Raw genomic sequence first — 21,718 nt, forward strand, 5'->3', positions numbered from 1 at the left:
CCATATACAGGATTCTTCATGAAAGATTACAGATATTATATTACTTTGCTAAAACAATTCAAATCCAAATTTGCCGATAAATACGGTATCCTCAAAATCGGCATCTTCGGATCAGTTGTTCGTGGAGAACAAACAGAGAAAAGTGATTTGGAAAAACGGTGTGGCTGCCCGATCGACCTGATTCGCTTGCGTAAAAGTTTAAGGCCTCTGTTACTGGATAAGATACTAAAGGAGGGTATTTATGCATAAAGATGAAATTACAGACAGATTGTATCTTATAGCCGAGGCTATTGATGTAATTCTCGACCGATGTATAAAATACAAACACCGGACGACTTCCTTTCCACACCTTGGAGAATGACCATATTTGATTCCTGTGTCATGCGCTTACAGACAATCGGTGAATACGTCAAGAAAATAGACGATAAAACAAATAAACAGTTACTACCTAAATATCCCCAAGTACCTTGGGTTAAGGTGATAGGACAGCGTAATATCATTTCGCACGAATACTCTGCTGTTGATGAGGAAAAGATATTCATTACAATTAAGAAACATCTCCCACCCCTAAAAAGCACCGTCTTACTTATTATAAAAGATATAGAAAAGGATTTGGATAGCCAGGAATAACCCCACCGTAATATTTCAGTAATAACTTTACTCGCCCCGGAGGTTTGCCGTCCGCTACATTTGCAGCAGACAAACACTCTAAGACGATTAAAGTTATGAAACGAATCCTATTATCCGCAGTTCTTTTACTGGCATGCGGGGCTGTACAGGCCCAATTCAATATCCGCGTGTACAACATGAGCGAAGTGCTCAAGGCGAAACCCATCGACAAGGTATTGTTCACCGCCCAGTACGACCTCTCCTTTGTCGGCGACACAGCCCATGAAGACAAACACATCGATGAGACTATGATGCTGAAGGTAGGTTCCAAAAGTTCCCTGTTCTACAGCTATGCCCGTTTCCGTATGGACTCGCTTATCGAAATGGACAAAGCGACCGGAGCTTCGCAGGAAATCATCCAGGAACATATGAAACAAGGCACCAGCCAAGTGAACTACCAGATATTCAAAAACTATCCCGAAGGCAAACTGACACAACTCGAACCTATCGCCGCCAGTAACTTCCGTTCGGAAGAAAAAACAGAGATTCCTGTCTGGGAACTGCATCCCGACACAGCAACTTTCCTCGCCTACACCTGCTACAGAGCGACCTGCCGATTCCGGGGGCGGAACTACGAAGCTTGGTACACTCCGGAAATTCCGCGCAGCGAAGGTCCTTGGAAACTGCAAGGACTGCCCGGACTGATCCTGAAAGCCTCCGACAGCCGGCAGCACTACACCTTCGTCTGCACCGGTATCGAGAAAGCCGGCAAAGAAGAAGCCATCCTGTTTATCGGAAGCGAATACGAACCGATCTCCCGCAAAGATCTCCTCCGGATACACGAACGTTTCGCCGCCGACCCGATCGGCTATCTGAAGGAAACCTCCCCCGGTATGCAGATCATCGTCAAAGGAGAAGACGGACAACCGATGCACCCGAAGAACACGCCTTACAATCCGATAGAAAAAGAGTAACAAAAACAAGAACAAACAATGAAGAGCCTCCTATATATATCCATTCTCCTGATCACCGCCTACAACCTGTCTGCCCAGCAAGTCATCAAAGGGACCGTGACCGATGCCGGAAACGGCCAGCCGGTAGATGCCGCAACCGTGCAGATACGTAAAACCGGACGGCAGCTCCCGCTGACCTACACCTTGACAAAGGCCGACGGCACCTTCATCCTCCCGCTCCACCAAGCAGACGACTCACTGTTTGTCCACGTCTCACTGTTGGGATATAAAGCGATCCGGCAAAAGATCACAGCCGGGACAAGACTTCTCATCCGCCTCGAACCGGAAATCTTCACTCTGAAAGAGGTCGAGATACGTCCGGGGCGCGTCTACGGGCAACACGACACGATCAATTACGACGTGTCACAATTCATCAGTCCGAAAGACGAAGCGATCAAAGACGTACTGAAAAAACTGCCGGGAGTGGATGTAGACGACGACGGGAAAATCTCGTACAACGGGAAAAACATCAGCAAGTTCTATGTGGAAGGCATGGACCTGACAGACGGGCGGTACAACCAACTAACCAATAACTTGCAGGCGGGTGCTGTCAAGAGCGTGCAAATACTGGAAAACCATCAACCCATCCGTGCCCTGCAAAAGAAGCTGACAACCGAAGATATCGCGATCAACCTCAAACTGAAAGACAATTTCCGAGACCGCTGGATGGGGACGTTGGAAGGAAGCATGGGCATTCCCCCCCCCTTTTGTGGGAAGGCATGGGCAATGCCATCCAGATCAGCCGTAAAAGCCAGTCCGCCTATATTTATAAAGGGAACAACCGGGGAAACAATGTAACAGACGAACAGAACGTACTTACACAAACAGGAGCCAAAAGAAGAATAGGCCCTTCGATCCCGTCATTCCTTTCCCAGCCCTCCTTCTCCGCTCCACTGAAAAAGGAACGGCTGCTCTTTAACAACGTACATTCCTTTTCCGGCAACCGGATATACAAGCTAAACGAAGCGACACAGTTACGCTTCAACATCAACTACTTGCACGATCTCATACAACAAGAAAGGGGAAGTATCACCCATTATTACCAGGCAGGAGATACGGTTACCCTAAAGGAACAAAACGACACGCACATCCGTACCGACCGGGCGGAAGTGGCGGCAAGCCTGGAAAACAACGCCGACAGCCGTTACCTGACAAACGACTTCAACCTTTCCGGCAACTGGGAAAGAAGCACGTCCCGTATCTCCGGTGTCTCATCGGTCAATCAGCACATCCGGACACCGGACATGGGCATACGCAATTACCTGCAAAACATCTGGCCACGGGATAAATACACGCTCGAACTCCGTTCACTGCTCCGCTATCACAACCAGCCTGCCCACATCCTGATAGACGGGGACGAACAGACGTTACACTTGCAACAGTTCTATCTGGACCATTCATTCGCTTTCCTGCGCAAGAAAGGGAACCTGACCCGGCAATATACAACCGGTATAACAGGCGATATCAATTCGATCCGGAACGGAACGAGTCTGTATTTCAAACCGAACTACCAATGGAACCTGCACAAATGGAATCTGACCTTCCATCTTCCGTTCGTATGGACCACCTTTCCAGCAGCCGGCTTTTCCCGGTTGGCTGCCAATCCGTTCCTGTACATCAACTATAAGTTCAACTATGCCTGGCGTTTTTCTTTCCATGCCAACTACAAGGAAAGTTACGGAAGCATCACCGACCTCTACCCGGCTGCATACCGCACAGACTACCGCAACTATCGGATGAACAACGGTATCCTGCCCGTCTACCGCAACCAGAGCTATTCGTTGTACGGAGAGTACAAGAGCACGGTGCGCGAGTTCTTTTCCACCCTGTCGCTCAACCATAACCGGGGATGGTCCGACCGTATCTTCGAACAGCAGGTCCGCGACGGGCAAGTCTCGCTTGTCTCCCACCGCCTGTCCAACTATTCTTCCGGCTGGACGGTGAAAGGAACCCTTTCCAAAGGCTTCTACGACTGGGGACTGAAGACGTCGCTCTCTTACCTCTTAGGACGCAACAACGCGGAACAACTGAGCGCCGGCGAACGGTTGCCTTACCGGTACGATTTCATGCAATATGAACCGAAGCTGATCTGGTCGCCCCTGTGCAGCTTCTCTGCCAGCTATCAAGCGACCATCTACCTCGGACGGTCGAAGATCGGAACCGGCACACGCCTCGATCCGCTCCTGAACGTCGTCCAGAAGTTCCAGCTCTCCTACGAGCTTTTCCCTGTAGAGATCAATCTTTCGGCAGACCACTACCACAACGATGTCAGCCGGGACAAGTCTGTCAACGCTTTCTTCGCCGGCCTCTTCCTACGTTGGAAAATGGGAAGCTGGCAGTTCACAGCCGAAGCGACCAACCTGTTCAACAAGAAACAGTATAGCTACACGCAGTATTCCGTCACCGAAAGCTATACTTCCTGGATCAATATCCGTCCGCGGGAATTTATGGCCTCGATGCGGTACAAGTTCTGAATATTTTATAACTGCCAAAGCGGTTCCCTCTACCAGCATAACGCCATCCGCCTGCTGGAAATAAACGACATCCCGCCAATCGTTATCCGAGATGTTTACCGGACGATAGAAGGATTCATCTTCACCTACGTGCATAATAATTTAATTACAAGACCATTAAAGGGTAAATGCAAAGAGTAAAAGTGCCTTCACCGGTCACAGTTGCCTTCATCAAAAAAATAAGCTGAGTACGGAAAGAGTGTTATAAACCGACAACTGCCATGCTTCTATCGCCAAGCTATAAAGCCATAGAGCTTTTGCCCATTGTCGAAAGCCTTTTCGACCTTGGGCAAAAAGGTTTTCGACAATGGGCAAAAAGGCTTTCGACCCTGGTCGATAATAAAAAAGAATATAAGATGAGTTTTAATATCTATAATATATGCATATTATGCACTCCCATAATCGCTTTATTTTGCACTTAAATAAATCGCTTTGGATAAGAGACGGGAGGGGAACATAGTCAACCGAGATCGGGACAAAACAAGGGTGAAAGCAAATTTTTAAGTTGAAGGTAGTCCCGATGTTCACCTTCACCCACCCATACAATTTGATAATCAAAATATTTCAAAAGGCGGTGAAACCAAATAGGTGGTTTGAATCTAAGAAAATGAACAATTAAAGTTAGAAATACATGGATATTATCAATATTTTTCTCGATCTTCGTTCACAACTCATATTGTCAGCATGAACGGCATGAATAAAGATTGACTTCAGCACATGATTTTGGAACAAAGACAGTGCTAAAACAGTTGAATCTGTCCATAGTGCACGGTAAACGCAAAACGGGCAATGTGTCAAAACATAAAAAGGAGGTAACAATATGGCAAACCCCAGATTACCCAATATCACAGAGGCGGAACAGGAACTCCTTTATGAGAAGTTGAATGTTTACAACCAAGGGAAAGCCTCTTATAAGGAGGCGGGATGTTACCTTGTGGTTTTACCGAGGGAAGGACATCCGGACTACAGCCTGTGGTTCTACACGCCTCTACTTGACAGGCGGTGCATCTTGTTTATCGAAGATTTGAAACCGGACATTATCCAGTCGCTGCGCATCGTCACTTCCGAATTGTGGTATGCCAACCGACAGATCCTGGTCACGGACTACAATGAAAAGAGGATGTCGACACACGGAGATGACCTGATCGCTTTCGGCAAATACCGCGGACACTTCCTGTATGAAATCTTGCGGATAGATCCGGGCTACGTGAACTGGATCGCCTTTAAATATACCCCTATCATCCCCAAGCAAGAACGTTTCGTCAAAATGGCACAAGCCTACAACTGCGTCTACCTGGACAAGATGCTAAAAAAGAAATACCAGCCACGTCCCACCAGCCGTTTCTTAGGAAAGAAAGGGGACAAGCTGTCCAATCTCACCCTGAAAATAACTAAAGTACGGGTGGAAGACGACCCATACAGGACCTGCGTCATCGGGACGACTCCGGTCTTCTTCGTACGCCAGCGCCTGACGGCCATCGATGCGAGCGGCAACCTGGTCAACCTGACCTTTGCATCCGGCAATCCCAGCCATGCATCCGGACAGTTGCCCTCCCTGGAACATGCCTACCGGCCGGGTGAAGTGCTACACATCTCTTCGGCACGTATCGCCGCGACGGTTGAAAGTTATGGCATACAGTACACGCGGTTGAATTATGTCAAGATTGGAAAATAATCCCTACCTTTGTCTTCTCGAAAAAGGACAGCAAGATGAAAATAGTCGCCGACAATACCGTTCCTTTTCTGAAAGGAATCGCAGAACCGATCGCAGAGGTAAAGTATCTCACTTCTAAAGAGTTTACACCAGAAAACGTACAAGATGCAGACATACTGATCGTACGGAGTATCGATAAATGTACCCGCGAACTGCTCGAAGGAAGCCGGGTGAAACTGATTACCAGCGCTACAATAGGTTTCGACCATATCGACACCCGGTATTGTGATAAGGCAGGTATCACCTGGAAGAACTCACCGGGATGCAATGCCGTCTCGGTCGCCCAATATGTGCTTTCCGGATTGGTCACGATCGCGCTTCGCAAGGGTGAACCCCTACAGGGGAAGACGATCGGGATCGTCGGTGTCGGTCATGTCGGAAAAGAGGTGGAGAAGTTATGCTCGGCCTACGGGATGAACGTGCTCCGCAACGACCCGCCACGTGCGGAGAAGGAGGGGAAAGACGGTTTCGTCTCACTGGAGACGATCGCAGAGCAAGCCGACATCGTCACCTTCCACACGCCGCTGACAAAAGAAGGCCGTTTTGCCACCCGCCACCTGGCAGGAGTAGACTTCTTCCGCAAGCTCCAACGGAAACCTTGGTTCGTCAACGCATCCAGAGGAGCCGTCCATGATACGGATGCCCTATTGCATGCCCGGAAAGAGGGTAAGATCAGTGAACTGATCTTGGACTGTTGGGAAAACGAACCGGATATAAACCGGGAATTATTGGAACTGGCCACGATAGCCACCCCGCATATTGCCGGTTTCTCGGCAGACGGGAAAGCCAATGGTACGCGTATGTGTCTGAAAAACATCGAAAAATTCTTCCAAGTGAAGATCGAGAAGATCAGCGAAGTGATTCCGCCAGCTCCCGAAACTCCGGTTATCGACTTGAATCGGTTTGACAAAAACCGGATCGAACAAGCGATCCTCACCAGTTTTAACCCGCTTGCCATAGACCGGGCGCTACGGGAAAATCCCGACAGATTCGAGTGGTTCCGGACAAACTATCATCACCCAAGAGAATACGGTGCATACACAATCGTCCATGCGACCCCGGAAGAAACCGGACAGCTCCGAAGATTGGGGTTCGGAATCCAACAATAACACAAACAAAATGAAACAATGGCAAAAGACAAACTTATATCACCCAGCTTCTGCTATATCTTAGCAGCCAACTTTTTGCTGTTCTTCGCATTTTATCTGATATTGCCGATTCTGCCGTTTTACTTGCAGGACCAGTTCGATGCGGATAAATCGATGATCGGTTTTATCCTTTCGTGTTATACTATTGCTGCCCTCTGTATTCGTCCGTTCTCCGGATACCTGCTGGACACATTCGCCAGACGGCCGTTGTACCTTTTAGCCTACTCCGTCTTCATGGTCATCTTCGCCGGATATATGATCGCCAGCCTGCTGAGCATCTTCATCGTGCTCCGTATCCTGCACGGCTTCGCCTTCGGCATGGTGACGGTGTCGGGCAATACGATCGTGATCGACATCCTGCCCTCTTCCCGGCGCGGCGAGGGGATCGGCTATTACGGGCTGGCAAACAATACGGCTATGAGTTTCGGGCCGATGACAGGGCTGTTCATGCACACCAGCTTCTCCTACGAAACGATTTTCGCCTGCTCGCTCCTCTCCTGTTTTCTCGGATTCATCATGGCCTATTTAGTAAAGACGCCGCAGAAGCAGCCGATAAAGAAGGAACCGATCTCGCTGGACCGTTTCTTTTTGGTGAAAGGGACCTGGGCTGGCATCTCCTTACTGCTGCTCTCCATACCCTACGGCATGACAACCACATATGTGGCCATGTATGCCGATGAGATCGGGATTTCCGTCAATTCAGGATTATATTTCACCTTTATGGCGATCGGCCTGGCTGTCTCGCGTATGTTCTCCGGGCGGCAGGTCGACAAAGGGAGAATCACGCTGGTCATCTCGTTGGGGATGTATCTTGCCGCCGCCAGCTTCTTCGGGCTGGCAGCTCTGGAAAGGCTGATGCAGTGGAATTCGGCTTTCACTTCTTATCTGTATATCGGGATCGCCCTTTCACAAGGAGTCGCATTCGGTACGATGTTCCCGGCTTTCAACACTCTGTTCGTGAACCTCGCTCCCAACAGCCAGAGGGGGACAGCGACTTCCACCTATCTCACCAGTTGGGATGTGGGGATCGGGATCGGGCTGATGATAGGCGGAAGCATCGCACAGGCTTTCGGGGGATTCAACTACGCTTACCTGTTCGGGGCGTGCCTGACAATTTTTTCGACACTGTTCTTTTTATTGAAAGCAGGTCCTCATTTCAACCGGAACAAATTGAGATAAGATGGTTGGCTTAGCTGTTGCGATACTCCAGCGGTGACATCCCCACGTAGCGACGGAAATACTTGTCGAAGAAAGCGACGTTGCTGTAGCCCAGTCCGATAGAGATTTCCTTTATCGGGAGATTCGTTGATTTCAGTTGGGCTTTGGCATCCATTATCACGATGTTGGCAATAATATCGAGGGCTGTCATCCCGGTCGTCTTTTTGATCACGTAGCAGAAATGAGGCAAGGTGATCCGCAACTTTCCTGCATAGAAAGAGGCACTCCGCTCTTTCGTATAATATTGCCAGACAAGCTGCACGAACTCGCGAGCGATCTCCTTATCACGGCTCAGGACCGGTTCTTTCCAGGTATTGAACCTCCTGTACATATTGACCACCCCTTGGATCAGCAGGTCAAGGACCGGTTTCAAACTGTCGGTAAAGAGGATAGAGTCCGGAGCGTTGTCAGCCCGTACCAGCAAGGAGAAAAAATCTTTATAGATAGCGGCGGCATTACCGGACAAAGGGACTACCGGATTCTCGATGATCGTAACAATCAAGTTGGAGATCGTCCGGATAAAATTGATGCTTTCCAGAAAACGGGAAGAAAAAGCGACGAAACAGACTTCCGCATCTTCCGACACTTCATGAATCTGGATAAAGGTATTGGGCAGCAAAGTGATGAAATCGTTCGCCCGTGCCGTATGTTCATCCAGGTTTATCGTCACACGGATCGTCCCCCGCGTGCAAAAAGCAAACACGCCCGCTTTTATCTTGCAGGGAAAAAGCCCGTACATGTTCAGGATGTCACCCGTAATACCATCGCCTACGATAAAATCTTTCGGAATATCGAATTTAGGCAAGTCAACGTCAATCTTCATAAAAACATCGTTTTGTTGTTTCAAAAGTAGCAAAATATGCTTAGCTCACCTAACAATCTTAAAAATAGAATATTTATTCCCAAACATGGAGATTGTTTGTTTCAAACTTAAGCCTGTTCTTTGTATCATCCTATAATATGACTAAAAGCGAAACATATGGACAGAAAATCAATATGCAGTTTACTTTGCGCCATGATGCTGGCTATTCTCTTGATATCCTGCAATGACGAGGATGATTATGATGGCCTTTCCCCGGCGGAACTAAGCGGGACCTATTCTAACAAACTAAGTGCCCCTGCAAACGGAGATTCCCTTATTTTGAGCTATAACGGGAATACATTTATCGGAAAAGATGTGGAATTTAAGACGGATGACGGGAAAACCGCACACATCATTCTTAAATATGTACTACCGCACGATAAAGAAACGGCTATCTCCGGCGTCTCTCTGACAGCAGGTTCCGGCAGCTATTCTTTCAGTGGAGGCGCGACAACCTCAACCGGTACGGCATTTCATTATCTGGGTAGTATACAGACCGGAAAATTGATACTGGAACTGTCGGACATCACGATTCCAGAGAACCAGCTGACAATGAACGGTACCTGGTATGTCGCCCACGAAAATGCCTCTTATTACAATGTAGACAATGGCAGCATGCAGACGATGATCGGAATGCTGTATAACCTGGTGGGCGGCAAACTGGTCTGCAACCTGATCAGTTCTGTGCTCGACGGTCTGGCCTTCCAGGCGGACGGAAACATCATCGCCCGCTATGCTCCCCTGCCCGACTCGGTCCGGATAGGAAGTCTGATAGGCAACTACATCAAACATCCGGCAAACGACTGGAACGCTTCACCTCCCAACCTGGCGACTTATTATGTGAACGACAATACATCCTTATATGTAATCCCGCAGATCGACATGATCATCCGCCAAGTGATGATAAACAGACAGACGAAAGCCAACTCTGGGGATAGCTCTATGGAAAATGCGCTGCTGGCAGCCTACCAGAAGATCAATACTTGGTCTACAACCGGTATCAAAATGACAATTCGCGAAAGCGAAGACCCGGCAAAAGGTGATCTCATCCTGCTCCTCGACAAATCGGAAATACAGGAATTGTTCGCCTTGCTGGAGATCGTGAAAGTCTTTATTCCGGAAGAGACGCTTAACGCACCTGTCATGGATCTGATCGGCAACCTGATCCCGCCCCAGTTCGTAAGTATCGCAGCCATACTCCTGAAAGGAAAGACGTTCGGTGCGATCTTGGACCAGTTGAGCCAAGAGCTGAGCACAATCCCCATTGAGATCGGTATCTATTTGTACAAAGACAAAAACATCAATTAAAAGCATTTTATATGAGAAAGCTATATATCTTGATTTTCGCCCTGTCACTTTTCACCGGGACCGCATTCGGACAAATGGTGAAAGGGCACGTTTATGATGCGGAAACCCACGAACCGCTACCGGGCGTCAACATCACCTACAAGAAAATAAACGGGGATACGAACGGAACCATATCGGATGCCGACGGAGCCTATGAAATCGCGTTGCCGGACGGTGGGATCGACCTCCTGTTCAGTTACATCGGGTACGAGAACGAACAACTCCCGCTGATACTCCGCAAGGGGGATACCAAAACAAAAGATGTCTATATGAACATCAAAACGAACCTGTTGGGAGACGTAGTGGTCAGTGCCGGACGCTTCGAACAGAAACTAAGCGATGTCACCGTTTCGATGGACCTGCTGAAAGCAGGCGATATCGCCAAGCAGGCCCCTACCGACCTGAGTTCGACACTGAACACAATGCCGGGTGTGGATATCAACGACAAGCAACCCTCCATACGGGGTGGGAACGGATGGACATACGGGGTCGGTTCACGCAGCCTTGTGTTGGTAGACGGTATGAGCGCTCTAAGTTCGGGCAACGGAGTGATCAACTGGAACATCGTCCCGCTCGAAAATATCGAACAGGTAGAGGTGATGAAGGGTGCTTCCTCTGTGCTCTACGGCTCATCGGCCTTGAACGGGGTGATCAACATCCGCACGAAACGGCCGGGACTCACGCCGACCACAAGTGCCCGCGCCTATGTCGGAGTATACGACCATCCGGTTCATGACGAATATGAAGGGGCAGACGTCTCGCACGCACGACGGATCGGAAACTTCGATGTATCGGGCGGACTCAACCTGTTTTCCGATGACGGATACCGCGATCAAGGATACAACCGGCGTCTGCGACTCGGAGGCAATATGACATACCACCATCCGATGAAAGAGGGCAAACTGCTGAACTACGGGTTCAATTTCAATTATCTGGCCGACAAATATGCCGACTTCTTCATCTGGCGTTCTCCGGTAGAAGTCTACCAGCCGTCATCCATCGCCAACATGGGTCGCAAGGGGAACACCTTCTATATCGACCCGTTCTTCAATTTTACCAATCCGACCAACAATACCTCGCATAAGATCAAGACCCGTTTCTATTACCGGGGAGACAACATCATCGACGGAAGCTCCAGCCATAAGTCGCTCGACGACATCTTAGGCAATATGGGAAGCGATGCAGTCACAGTCAACGCCTATATCGACAACATCAAGAACGGAGACTATAGCCCGTTCTTCCCACTGATCCAGCCGATACTGCAAGGCGACCTGAACGGGATCGTGGACGGGGCCGTAAACATCCTGAACGGGGTATTCCCGACTGCCACGACAGCCGATTACTGCGACCTGATCTCCTGGGTGATGAACAACAACAAGGAGAATGTTCCCAAAGGGACGGACAAAAACTACACCTACTATGTAGACTACCAGTTCAATAAGAAATGGGACAGCGGAAGTCAGATCACCGCCGGGGCAACCTACGAACACATGAAAAGCGTTTCGAAAACCACCGGGACGCACGACAGCGACAATGCCGCCCTGTTCGTCCAGTACGACCAGCGTTTCTTCGACCGCCTGAGCGTATCGGCCGGCATGCGTGCCGAATACTACCGGGTGGACGGTTACCTGCGGGAAGCAGATACCAAACTGTTCGGAACCAAGATTCCGGTCAAACCGATCTTCCGCGCCGGACTGAACTACCAACTTGCCGACTACAGCTTTATCCGCGCCAGCTTCGGGCAAGGCTACCGCTATCCCTCTCTGACCGAGAAATATGCCCGTAAGGACATCGGCGGTGTCGGCGTGTACCCGAACAAAGAGGTGAATGCCGAAAAAGGTGTAAATGCCGAACTGGGCTTCAAACAGGGATATAAGTTCGGAAACCTGACGGGATTCTTCGACTTGGCGGGATTTTATACCCAATATACCGACATGATCGAATTCCGCTTCGGAATCTTCAACAATACGACTTTTCAGTATATCAACGGTGTGCGCGACCTCTTGAGCATGATCACCCAAGGCCAGATGCCGGGATTCGGCGCCCAGTTCTATAACGTGTCGAAAGCACGTATCTACGGGGCGGAAGTCAGTACGAACGGTGTCTACACGTTCAATCCCAATACCACGCTAAGCTACAACTTAGGATATGTATTCATCGAACCTGAAGACGCCGATTATAAGAAAAAGAACGAAGAAGAGGCGACCTACGATGATCCGATGCAGATGAAAGAGAAGTCCAATACATCCAAATACCTGAAGTACCGCCAAAAACACACAGTGAAAGCCATCCTTGACTTCCAATGGAAACGACTGACACTAGGAACCAATATCGTGTGGAAAAGTAAGACGTTGGCCGTAGACTACCTGATGGTGGACGAGCGAACAAAAGAACAGCCGGAGATCATGGACTACGTGCGCGACATCCTCTTCGGCAATGTGAACGGGCAAACACTTCATTCCTATTGGGCGAAAAACAACACGCCCTACTGTGTGGTCGACCTGCGTGCAGGCGTGAAGATCATGAAAGGACTGTCTTTCCAGTTCATGGTGAATAACTTGTTCAACAAAGAATACAGCACACGTCCGATGCTCGTTTCCGCACCCCGTACCTATGTCATGCAACTGAGCGCGAACTTCTGATACAATCCCTCAAATACGGGCTGCAAGCAAATCTTCTATAACCTTGGGATAATGAGCGTATTCGAGTGCGTGCACCTTCGCAGCAACCTCTTCCGGCGTATCGGACGGCAGAACGGGGCATTTTGCCTGAAAGATAACCGTCCCTTCGTCGTAATGTTCGTCTATGTAATGGATCGTAATACCGGTCTCCCGTTCGCCGGCGGCAACGACCGCCTTGTGCACGTGTATCCCGTACATGCCTTTGCCTCCGTATTTAGGCAGAAGTGCAGGATGAATATTGATAATCTTACCCGGATAGGCATTCAACAAGGGATCGGAGATCTTATTCATGAAGCCGGCAAGGACAATCAGATCCGTATCATATTCCGCAAGCTTTGCCAAGACAGGCGCCCCATCTGCAAATTCCTCCCTCGAAAAGACAAAAGAAGGAACACCCAACTTATTCACCCGGGCATGCACACCAACGTTCCGGTTGTTAGACAAAACAACTGCCACCTTAATAGTTTCACTTTTAGAGAAATATCGGACGATATTCTCCGCGTTCGTACCCGATCCGGAAGCAAAAATTGCTACGTTTTTCATGTTTTCTCCTTTTTTTGTGCACAAGAAAAGAAAAAATGTGCAGTTTTCCGCATTTTTAGCTCATTAAATTTGTTTTGTAACATAAAAAATTCTTTTCTTTGCACTGCAAATTTAAAAAGTATATTCGTATTTATTAATCTAAATTGAAAAAGTTATGTCTTAAAAGCTATCATCGTTGATAAATTAAGTGTTGAAGAAACAGAAGTTACAAACGAAGCAAGCTTTACTAACGATTTAGGAGCAGACTCTCTTGACACTGTAGAACTGATTATGGAATTCGAAAAGGAATTCGGTATTTCTATTCCTGATGATCAAGCAGAAAAGATTACAACTGTAGGCGACGCCATTGCTTACATCGAAGCTAACGCGAAGTAATCAATCCTTTTAATTAAAGGTATGGAATTAAAAAGAGTTGTGGTAACAGGTCTTGGAGCTATTACTCCTCTTGGTAATACTCTCCCGGAAACATGGGAAGGTATTATCAATGGGAAGAGTGGAGCCGGGCCTATTACTCAGTTTGATGCATCCAAATTCAAGACACAATTTGCATGCGAAGTAAAAGGCTTCGATCCGTTGACAGTAATGGATCGTAAGGAAGCCCGCAAATGTGACCGTTATAGTTTATTCGCAATAAATGCCGCAAAACAAGCGATTGACGACGCTGCTATGGACTTGGACAAGGAAGACAAGAACCGTATCGGCGTTATCTTTGCCTCTGGTATCGGTGGTATCAAGACATTCGACGAAGAAGTATTAGGATATGCAAAGATCAAAGACACGATCGGTCCTAAGTTCAATCCGTTCTTCATACCGAAGATGATTTCCGATATTGCAGCCGGACATATCTCCATGCTTTACGGATTCCATGGTCCCAACTTTGCGACAGTATCAGCTTGTGCATCTTCAACCAACGCGATCAGTGACGCGTTTAACTATATCCGTTTAGGAAAAGCTAACGTAATTATAACCGGTGGTGCCGAAGCTGCCGTTTCGGAATCTGGTGTCGGTGGGTTCAACTCGATGAACGCGCTGTCTACCCGCAACGATTCGCCCGAAACCGCTTCCCGTCCGTTCAGCGCAAGCCGTGACGGGTTTGTTATGGGAGAAGGTGCTGCCTGTCTGGTCCTGGAAGAGATGGAACACGCGTTGGCTCGTGGTGCTAAAATATATTGCGAGATTGCCGGAACCGGCATGTCTGCCGATGCTTACCACCTGACAGCTTCCCATCCGGACGGATTAGGAGCCAAGTTGGTTATGCGTAACGCACTGGAAGACGCAGAAATGACTCCGGAAGACATCGATTACATCAATGTTCACGGAACCTCTACGCCAGTAGGAGATATCTCAGAAGTAAAAGCGATCAAGGAAGTTTTCGGAGATCACGCTTACAACCTGAATATCAGTTCGACGAAATCAATGACCGGACACCTCTTGGGAGCGGCCGGAGCGATCGAGGCAATGTTCTGTATTAAGGCGATAAACGATGGTATCATTCCTCCGACAATCAACCATGCGGATGGTGATGATGATCCTGAAATAGATTATAAACTGAATTTCACATTCAATAAAGCTCAAAAAAGAAAAGTGCGGGCAGCACTCTCCAATACTTTCGGGTTTGGAGGTCACAACGCTTGTGCTATTGTTAAAAAATTTGTGAAGTAACGTGTTTACAAAGCTATACAAAAGAATAAGGCTCCTCAAGAACATGAACAAGGAGCCTTATTCTTCTTTATACAAGATACTCGGTTTTTATCCCGATAACATCCACCTTTATGAACAAGCCTTCCTCCATAAATCTTCTTCCGTAGAAAGCGGTGACGGCAGATGGCTGAACAATGAACGGTTGGAGTTTTTGGGTGATGCCGTATTGGATGCGGTCGTAGCCGATATCGTTTACAAACACTTTCAGAACAAGCGGGAAGGATTCCTGACCAACACTCGTTCCAAAATCGTACAGCGCGAGACGATGAACCGTGTTGCTGTCGAACTGGGACTCGACAAGATGGTCGTGTACTCCGCCAAACTAAGTTCCCATAACAACCACATGTATGGAAATGCCCTTGAAGCACTGATCGGTGCGATCTATCTGGACCAGGGCTACGAAGTCTGCTATAATTTCATCCAGAACGTGCTCATCAAAAAATATGTCAATCTGGAAACCATCGCCCGTAAAGAAGTCAATTTCAAATCGAGTCTGATCGAATGGAGCCAAAAGAACAAGCTTGAAATATCGTTCGACCTAATCGAATCGTTTACCGACAACGATGGAAATCCGGTGTTCCAGACAGGTGTGACGCTTTCTGACACACAGATAGGCGTAGGCATCGGCTATTCGAAAAAGGAATCCCAGCAGAGCGCAGCCAAGATGGCGATCAAGAAATTACGGACTGACAAAACATTCCAACAATTCATCTCGGAACTCAAGAAGAAAAAAACCGGTGAGAACACAGCCGAAAACGAATTCGAAAATCTACCTGAAGAAGCCGTAGAAAATAGCGGACAGGAGATAGCAGATACAGAGAAAAGAAAAGCGGAAACAAGCATAGAAGCTGTTCCCGCTGAAAATTAATTTCCGAACGATATTCCCATCCGTTTCCCCTGAATGATCAGATCATGTTCGGGAGTTACCAGTTTTAACTTACCGGCCACTTCAGACAGAGGAATTGATTCGACTTCACTGCCTTTCATGCAAACCATACGTCCGAATTGCCTGTTTGCGATCAGTTCCGTAGCATGTCCCCCCAAACGGGTAGCCAAGTTACGGTCGAAGGGAGAAGGATTGCCTCCACGCTGAATATACCCCAAGACGGTATCGCGGCTTTCGATACCTGTCGCCTCCTCTATGACACGCGTCACATAGACGGAAGGACGCTCTTTGTCAGGTGTTTCGATCCCTTCGGCCACAACCACGATGGAATAAGGCTTACCACGGCGGGCACGGTCCAAGATCACTTCGTTTATCTGGTCCATGTCAAAGCCCAGTTCAGGTAGCAGGATCACATCAGCACCTCCGGCCATCCCGGCATATAGCGCAATCCAGCCGGCGTGGTGTCCCATCACCTCCACCACCATTACCCGTTTGTGCGAACTGGCGGTCGAATGCAGGCGATCAATCGCTTCAGTCGCGATATTGACAGCCGTATCGAAACCGAACGTTATATCTGTCCCCCAGATGTCGTTATCGATAGTCTTCGGCACACCGATCACGTTCAAACCCATCGCCGAGAGCATACCTGCGGTTTTCTGTGTCCCGTTGCCGCCGATACAGACGAGGCAATCCAAGCCGAGTTCTTCATAATTCTGCCTAATGAGCTGCGGTTTCTCGCTTTCGCCTGAAGCCAGGAGTTTACGGAAAGGTTTCTCGCGGGAAGTCCCCAGGATCGTACCGCCCAAATTCAGGATACCTGAAAGGCTGCGTTCGTCAAAAGTCTGGACATCTTTATTCAGCAGGCCGACAAAGCCGCTGTGTATGCCGATGACTTCCATGCCATAGTGCATAATGGCCGTTTTACCGACACCACGTATCGTGGCGTTTATTCCGGGACAGTCGCCACCAGAGGAAAGAATACCTATTTTCATCGTTTTTGGGGATTAAGTACTTGTTGTACAAAGATACTAAATTTATCGTATCTTTGCATGCAATTCAAACAACAGGAGCATGGATATTCTGACAAATACAATATCACTACTCTTCCGCCCCAGGCAAAAAGAGATCGCAAGGTTTGCCCAGGATGCAGATGCCATCCAGCACAAACAGCTGAAGTCCCTTTTATCTACCGCCCGAAATACCGAATGGGGTTTAAAACACGACTACAAAAGTATTCAGGGATATGCAGACTTTTGTGAGCGGATTCCTTTACAGACCTATGATGACATAAAACCATACGTCACCCGTATGATAAACGGAGAAAGAAATATCCTTTGGCCTTCGGTCGTGCGATGGTACGCAAAAAGCAGCGGCACCACAAACGACAAAAGCAAGTTCCTTCCCGTCACACCCGAAATTCTGAAAGGGTGTCATTACAAAGGCGGTTTCGACACCGTTTCCATCTATCTACAGAATAATCCCGACAGCCATTTTTTCGCCAGCAAAGGGTTGATACTGGGCGGAAGCCACAGTCCTTCCCCTTTGAACCGGAATGCACATTGCGGGGACCTTTCTGCCGTCCTGTTGCAGAACCTGAATCCTCTTGTCAACCTGATTCGCGTCCCCGACAAAAAGATCATCCTTATGGATGAATGGGAAAGCAAGATCAAGGCGATTGTCGAAAGCACTTGGAAAACCGACGTGAACAGCCTATCCGGTGTTCCCTCATGGATGCTGGTACTAATCAAGGCCGTATTACAAAAGACAGGAAGCGAATACCTGACGGATGTCTGGCCCAACATGGAGGTATTCTTCCACGGCGGGATCAGTTTCGAGCCGTACCGGGACCAATACAAAGCGTTGATTCCTTCGGACCGGATGCATTACATGGAGACCTACAATGCATCGGAAGGGTTTTTCGGCCTCCAAGACAATCCGGAGGAACACAGCCTTTTGCTGATGATCGACTATAGTGTCTTTTATGAATTTATCCCGATTAACGAAGTGGGGGAAGAACATCCGACCGTCCTTCCGTTAGAAGCTGTAGAGGTAGGGAAAAACTACGCGATGGTGATCACGACCTCCGGCGGATTATGGCGTTACCAGATCGGCGACACAGTCCGTTTCACCTCCCTTTATCCGCACAAGTTCGTAATATCGGGACGCACCAAGAACTTTATCAATGCCTTCGGAGAAGAACTGATGGTAGACAATGCCGACAAAGCGATCAGCAGGGTTTGCCGCCAGACAGGAGCCAAAGTGAAAGAGTATACCGCCGCTCCCCTTTTCATGCTGGACAAGGCAAAGGGCCGCCATCAATGGATGATCGAATTCGAGAAAATGCCGCCTTCACTCGATGATTTCGCCTCCTTGCTGGACAAGACCTTGCAACAGCTTAATTCCGACTACGAGGCAAAACGTTATAAAGAAATTTCCCTCCAACCGCTGGAAATCCGAGTTGCCCGTGAAGGGACCTTCTACGAATGGCTCCGCAGGAAAGGAAAATTAGGCGGTCAACACAAAATACCTCGCCTCAGCAACGACCGGACATTTATCGAGGAGTTGGGGAAAATTTGTGATTCATGATTTATATGTCGATAATAATTCATAAATCATAAATCTTCAAAATTTCCATGACAGATAAAGGCCGCCCCCATCAGGACTAAACGTTGGAGCAACGACCAAGCGATCATTTCCTTTCATATTGATTTTACGAGCGATCGCATTACGGATAGGGAAATAGGTCAAATAGGCAAGCTCGACAGAGAGAATACCGAAACCGGCTCCTGCAATCACATCAGCCACCCAATGACGGTTGTTGTACAGGCGCGAACAAGCGACGAAGGTCGCCAACGCATAGCCAGAGTAGGCTAATACCGGGCAGCTGTCCTTAAACTCCTTCCAAGCAACATGTGCCCCTAAGAAAGCATTGGCGGTATGCCCGGAAGGAAACGAGTGAGGACCACCGTCAGGACGTATTTCGCCTACAGTATATTTGACCGTACGTGTCATGGCAGCGTTGAAGCCTTCGGCAATGGCAACCAGGCAAAGCTGATCCACCCAATTATGCTTCTCCTTCCCCATCAGGTCGCAGACAAAAACCCAACCCAACATGCCCCATTCCATGTAATCGTCGATCCGTATCTTCTTGACGGAATCCTTGCGGGAAAAGAGATGGAAATCGTTCATCCCGTCTATGGCAGTGCCAATCGCTCCGACTGTTATCAGGGAAGCGGGAAGGATCAGGCTTTTCGGTTTAAATTTATATTCGACGACAGACATCCGGGATGTGCTATCCCGTACCCCTGCATCGGACAGGGAAAGGTTTAGGGGCAATTCATGTAAGGGCGGTTCACCAACCGCCCCTATCGCTGTAAATATTGTAAACTGGAATAATGCCAGCAGAATACAAATAAAAGATTTCACTAAGTACCTTATTGATTTTCGCCCCCAAAGGAACAAAAATCTTCTTACATTACAACTATCGATTTGCTATTTCTTAACGGCAAAATAGTTCCCGTATGTGGGAACTATTTACAAGGTTATTGAAATTTTTTAGTAGCTTATTGATCGTATTGCCTGCAAAAGTGCTTCCATATCATCAGGGAAGATATCGCCGATGTTTCCGATACGGAATGTATCAGCGTCGGAGATTTTACCGGGATAGATGACGAAACCTTTTGCCTTCAACTGATCGTAGAAAGAATGGAAATCGAAATCGGCAGTAGGATACAGGAAAGAGGTGATGATCGGGCCTTGCGAAGCATCCGACAGCAGAGTTTTGAAACCTAACGCACGCATACCGTCGACCAGCGTACGGTGGTTTTGCTTATAGCGTTCCGAACGGGCAGCAATACCGCCTTCTTCATTCAGTTCTTTCATGGCCTGATAAAAAGCATGCACCACATGTGTAGGCGATGTGAAACGCCATTTGCCACCGCCTTTTTCCATCGTTTCCCACTGCGCATAGATGTCGAGCGAGAGAGAACGGGCATTTCCTTTCGTTGCGATCAGCTTATCTTTCTTCGCAATGATAAAACCGAAACCGGGAACACCTTGGATACATTTGTTGGCACTGCTGACTAAAAAGTCGATATCCAGCTTCTTCATATCAATTGGCACACCGCCAAAGCTACTCATAGCATCAACGATAAAGGTGATGTTACGACCTTTCAAGACTTCGGCCACTTCTTCGATCGGGTTCAGCAGACCGGTTGTCGTTTCACTATGTACCATCGACAGGTGCGTAATATCCGGATTAGCTTCGAGGGCTTTACGAGCCACTTCACCAGTCACCAATTCCGTCTCGTGCAAAGAGACCAGTACATGGTCAATATGATAGTATTCCGCAATCTGTGCCATACGTTTGCCGTAAGCACCGTTCGCCAGGATCAGAAGTTTGTCGGTCGGCTTCACGGCTGCACCGATGGTGGCCTCCACACAGTATGTTCCGCTGCCTTGCAACAAGACATCCGTATATTCGTCTTCATCCAGTCCGGCGATAGCCAACAAGCCCTTACGGATAGGGGTTACAATTCCTTCGTTATAATCTTTATCCCAAGTACACCAGTCCTGAAGCATCGCTTCGCGAACTGTTTCAGATGTGCTCAGGGGACCTGGGGTAAGCAACAGGTAATTTCTTTTTGTATTCATGATATCCTTATTATAAATCAATATTTACCATTAATCTTCTCAATGCAGGAGGGGAGCTCCGTAATGTTGTCCAAGACAAAATGGGCACCGGCATTCAGCATCCGTTCACGCACTTCGCGCTTGAGTTCGATCAGTTCGTCGGACGAACGGTGGTTGTATTCCTCTTCTGTCAATCCCATCTCGTTGCTACCGGTCACGATACCGACGCTCCATACTTTGGCATTCACTCCTTCCTTGATGTCGGCGATCGTGTCTCCTACCTTCACCACATTATCGACGGAAGGAATAGCCAGGTCGATCATATTCTTATAGATCATATACGGGGCAGGACGCCCGGCGGGAACATCATCCGGAGTAACCAGGTTATCCACCACATAGCCTTTAGCTGCCGCATCGGGACGAACCACTTCCATCATCGCCTGTGTATAGCCTGTTGTAGAACCGATTCTAATTCCTTCTTCGCGCAACAGCTTCATCGTATCCAGCACACCGGGGATCGGATCCGTAAAGTTGCGGAGAGACGAGAACAAATGCTTTTCGAAGCTCCGATACATTTCGTTTACATCGTCCATGTTCCAGTCGCGGTTATAGCGAACCTGAAATTTGGCTTTTACTTCCGGCATATTCAGGATCGCCTTGATATGATCTATCTTCAACAATCCCATCGGCTCACGCGCCTGCCGGTAGGTTATATCAATTCCTTTTTCTTCAGAGAAAACTTTCAGGAAAGCATTCAAAGGGGCAAAACACCCGAAATCAACAGCCGTTCCGGCCCAGTCCATAATCACACACGAAATCTTTTTCATAACTGATTTATTTCTTTTATTATA

Annotated in this window: 20 protein-coding genes; 14 read left to right on the plus strand and 6 right to left on the minus strand. The window is 48.2% G+C overall.

The genetic code is table 11. The features are described from left to right. The first annotated feature begins 18 nt into the window (after window positions 1–18). The 8 genes from BHV83_RS17780 (at window position 19) to BHV83_RS17815 (ending at window position 8,176) form a co-directional block, all read left to right on the plus strand. Window positions 19–249 (plus strand): nucleotidyltransferase family protein, encoded by a 231-nt coding sequence (locus BHV83_RS17780; RefSeq protein ID WP_005639901.1) that lies wholly within the window; start codon window positions 19–21, stop codon window positions 247–249. 60 nt (window positions 250–309) lie between these two features. Then, window positions 310–630, plus strand: coding sequence for a HepT-like ribonuclease domain-containing protein (locus tag BHV83_RS17785; protein WP_005639898.1), 321 nt, complete (start codon window positions 310–312; stop codon window positions 628–630). Between the two features lie 95 nt (window positions 631–725). Continuing rightward, a complete protein-coding gene (locus tag BHV83_RS17790; RefSeq protein WP_005639896.1) occupies window positions 726–1,583 on the plus strand; it encodes a GLPGLI family protein in 858 nt (285 codons plus the stop codon). 18 nt (window positions 1,584–1,601) lie between these two features. Further along, the gene (locus tag BHV83_RS17795) at window positions 1,602–2,420 is read left to right on the plus strand and encodes a carboxypeptidase regulatory-like domain-containing protein (protein ID WP_286757835.1); all 819 of its coding nucleotides are present in this window, start codon (window positions 1,602–1,604) and stop codon (window positions 2,418–2,420) included. Next, on the plus strand, window positions 2,342–4,096 hold the full coding sequence (locus BHV83_RS17800; RefSeq protein WP_286757836.1) for a porin family protein: 1,755 nt from the start codon (window positions 2,342–2,344) through the stop codon (window positions 4,094–4,096). The genes BHV83_RS17795 and BHV83_RS17800 overlap by 79 nt, the downstream gene beginning before the upstream one ends. A gap of 859 nt (window positions 4,097–4,955) precedes the next feature. After that, a complete protein-coding gene (locus BHV83_RS17805; protein ID WP_122205499.1) occupies window positions 4,956–5,810 on the plus strand; it encodes an exodeoxyribonuclease X C-terminal domain-containing protein in 855 nt (284 codons plus the stop codon). Window positions 5,811–5,845: 35 nt separating this feature from the next. Continuing rightward, window positions 5,846–6,958 (plus strand): 4-phosphoerythronate dehydrogenase PdxB, encoded by a 1,113-nt coding sequence (gene pdxB, locus BHV83_RS17810; protein WP_122205500.1) that lies wholly within the window; start codon window positions 5,846–5,848, stop codon window positions 6,956–6,958. 18 nt (window positions 6,959–6,976) lie between these two features. Then, window positions 6,977–8,176 carry an MFS transporter gene (locus BHV83_RS17815; RefSeq protein WP_122203896.1) on the plus strand — a complete coding sequence of 400 codons (1,200 nt, stop codon included), beginning with the start codon at window positions 6,977–6,979 and terminating at the stop codon, window positions 8,174–8,176. A gap of 10 nt (window positions 8,177–8,186) precedes the next feature. On the opposite strand, the gene BHV83_RS17820 is transcribed toward BHV83_RS17815, so the two are convergent. Beyond that, on the minus strand, window positions 8,187–9,038 hold the full coding sequence (locus tag BHV83_RS17820; protein ID WP_122203895.1) for a helix-turn-helix domain-containing protein: 852 nt from the start codon (window positions 9,036–9,038) through the stop codon (window positions 8,187–8,189). A 156-nt stretch (window positions 9,039–9,194) separates the two neighbouring features. Here BHV83_RS17820 and BHV83_RS17825 point away from each other — a divergent pair, with 156 nt between their 5' ends. After that, window positions 9,195–10,385 carry a DUF4925 domain-containing protein gene (locus BHV83_RS17825; RefSeq protein ID WP_122205501.1) on the plus strand — a complete coding sequence of 397 codons (1,191 nt, stop codon included), beginning with the start codon at window positions 9,195–9,197 and terminating at the stop codon, window positions 10,383–10,385. Window positions 10,386–10,396: 11 nt separating this feature from the next. Then, window positions 10,397–13,066 carry a TonB-dependent receptor gene (locus BHV83_RS17830; protein ID WP_119215387.1) on the plus strand — a complete coding sequence of 890 codons (2,670 nt, stop codon included), beginning with the start codon at window positions 10,397–10,399 and terminating at the stop codon, window positions 13,064–13,066. Between the two features lie 9 nt (window positions 13,067–13,075). Here BHV83_RS17830 and purN read toward each other — a convergent pair whose 3' ends face one another. Beyond that, window positions 13,076–13,648 carry a phosphoribosylglycinamide formyltransferase gene (gene purN, locus BHV83_RS17835; RefSeq protein ID WP_022321695.1) on the minus strand — a complete coding sequence of 191 codons (573 nt, stop codon included), beginning with the start codon at window positions 13,646–13,648 and terminating at the stop codon, window positions 13,076–13,078. Between the two features lie 168 nt (window positions 13,649–13,816). Here purN and BHV83_RS17840 point away from each other — a divergent pair, with 168 nt between their 5' ends. The 3 genes from BHV83_RS17840 to rnc are packed head-to-tail and all read left to right on the plus strand — an operon-like array spanning window position 13,817 to window position 16,217. Next, window positions 13,817–14,023 carry an acyl carrier protein gene (locus BHV83_RS17840; RefSeq protein WP_286757843.1) on the plus strand — a complete coding sequence of 69 codons (207 nt, stop codon included), beginning with the start codon at window positions 13,817–13,819 and terminating at the stop codon, window positions 14,021–14,023. Between the two features lie 21 nt (window positions 14,024–14,044). Further along, window positions 14,045–15,310, plus strand: a complete 1,266-nt coding sequence (fabF, locus tag BHV83_RS17845; protein ID WP_122205502.1) for a beta-ketoacyl-ACP synthase II — start codon at window positions 14,045–14,047, stop codon at window positions 15,308–15,310. Between the two features lies 1 nt (window position 15,311). Further along, entirely contained in the window at window positions 15,312–16,217 is a 906-nt protein-coding gene (gene rnc, locus BHV83_RS17850) for a ribonuclease III (RefSeq protein ID WP_122203893.1), read from the plus strand. On the opposite strand, the gene BHV83_RS17855 is transcribed toward rnc, so the two are convergent. Next, window positions 16,214–17,227: an ATP-dependent 6-phosphofructokinase gene (locus BHV83_RS17855; protein WP_005639876.1), complete on the minus strand. Its 1,014-nt coding sequence runs from the start codon at window positions 17,225–17,227 to the stop codon at window positions 16,214–16,216. The two genes, rnc and BHV83_RS17855, sit on opposite strands and share 4 nt — an antisense overlap. A 79-nt stretch (window positions 17,228–17,306) precedes the next feature. On the opposite strand from BHV83_RS17855, the gene BHV83_RS17860 reads away from it, so the two are divergent. Then, a complete protein-coding gene (locus BHV83_RS17860; protein WP_022322072.1) occupies window positions 17,307–18,821 on the plus strand; it encodes a GH3 auxin-responsive promoter family protein in 1,515 nt (504 codons plus the stop codon). 36 nt (window positions 18,822–18,857) lie between these two features. Here the strand turns inward: BHV83_RS17860 and BHV83_RS17865 are convergent, their stop codons facing one another. From BHV83_RS17865 to phnX, 3 genes are all read right to left on the minus strand, one after another. Further along, window positions 18,858–19,661: a phosphatase PAP2 family protein gene (locus BHV83_RS17865; protein ID WP_122203891.1), complete on the minus strand. Its 804-nt coding sequence runs from the start codon at window positions 19,659–19,661 to the stop codon at window positions 18,858–18,860. A gap of 129 nt (window positions 19,662–19,790) precedes the next feature. After that, window positions 19,791–20,888 carry a 2-aminoethylphosphonate--pyruvate transaminase gene (phnW, locus tag BHV83_RS17870; RefSeq protein ID WP_122205503.1) on the minus strand — a complete coding sequence of 366 codons (1,098 nt, stop codon included), beginning with the start codon at window positions 20,886–20,888 and terminating at the stop codon, window positions 19,791–19,793. A 17-nt stretch (window positions 20,889–20,905) separates the two neighbouring features. Beyond that, window positions 20,906–21,694, minus strand: coding sequence for a phosphonoacetaldehyde hydrolase (phnX, locus tag BHV83_RS17875; RefSeq protein WP_005645351.1), 789 nt, complete (start codon window positions 21,692–21,694; stop codon window positions 20,906–20,908). Window positions 21,695–21,718: the final 24 nt, after the last annotated feature.

This window comes from Parabacteroides sp. merdae-related_45_40, from assembly GCF_001915675.1.

Excerpts from the sequence above, each read along its gene's own strand:
- BHV83_RS17780 (WP_005639901.1), top strand. The coding sequence starts at position 19 with ATGAAAGATTACAGATATTATATTACTTTGCTAAAACAATTCAAATCC.
- phnW (WP_122205503.1), bottom strand. The coding sequence starts at position 20,888 with ATGAATACAAAAAGAAATTACCTGTTGCTTACCCCAGGTCCCCTGAGC.
- BHV83_RS17790 (WP_005639896.1), top strand. The coding sequence starts at position 726 with ATGAAACGAATCCTATTATCCGCAGTTCTTTTACTGGCATGCGGGGCT.
- BHV83_RS17860 (WP_022322072.1), top strand. The coding sequence starts at position 17,307 with ATGGATATTCTGACAAATACAATATCACTACTCTTCCGCCCCAGGCAA.
- BHV83_RS17805 (WP_122205499.1), top strand. The coding sequence starts at position 4,956 with ATGGCAAACCCCAGATTACCCAATATCACAGAGGCGGAACAGGAACTC.
- purN (WP_022321695.1), bottom strand. The coding sequence starts at position 13,648 with ATGAAAAACGTAGCAATTTTTGCTTCCGGATCGGGTACGAACGCGGAG.
- fabF (WP_122205502.1), top strand. The coding sequence starts at position 14,045 with ATGGAATTAAAAAGAGTTGTGGTAACAGGTCTTGGAGCTATTACTCCT.
- BHV83_RS17815 (WP_122203896.1), top strand. The coding sequence starts at position 6,977 with ATGGCAAAAGACAAACTTATATCACCCAGCTTCTGCTATATCTTAGCA.
- BHV83_RS17800 (WP_286757836.1), top strand. The coding sequence starts at position 2,342 with ATGGGCAATGCCATCCAGATCAGCCGTAAAAGCCAGTCCGCCTATATT.
- BHV83_RS17820 (WP_122203895.1), bottom strand. The coding sequence starts at position 9,038 with ATGAAGATTGACGTTGACTTGCCTAAATTCGATATTCCGAAAGATTTT.
- BHV83_RS17830 (WP_119215387.1), top strand. The coding sequence starts at position 10,397 with ATGAGAAAGCTATATATCTTGATTTTCGCCCTGTCACTTTTCACCGGG.
- BHV83_RS17795 (WP_286757835.1), top strand. The coding sequence starts at position 1,602 with ATGAAGAGCCTCCTATATATATCCATTCTCCTGATCACCGCCTACAAC.
- phnX (WP_005645351.1), bottom strand. The coding sequence starts at position 21,694 with ATGAAAAAGATTTCGTGTGTGATTATGGACTGGGCCGGAACGGCTGTT.
- pdxB (WP_122205500.1), top strand. The coding sequence starts at position 5,846 with ATGAAAATAGTCGCCGACAATACCGTTCCTTTTCTGAAAGGAATCGCA.
- BHV83_RS17825 (WP_122205501.1), top strand. The coding sequence starts at position 9,195 with ATGGACAGAAAATCAATATGCAGTTTACTTTGCGCCATGATGCTGGCT.
- BHV83_RS17855 (WP_005639876.1), bottom strand. The coding sequence starts at position 17,227 with ATGAAAATAGGTATTCTTTCCTCTGGTGGCGACTGTCCCGGAATAAAC.
- BHV83_RS17785 (WP_005639898.1), top strand. The coding sequence starts at position 310 with ATGTATAAAATACAAACACCGGACGACTTCCTTTCCACACCTTGGAGA.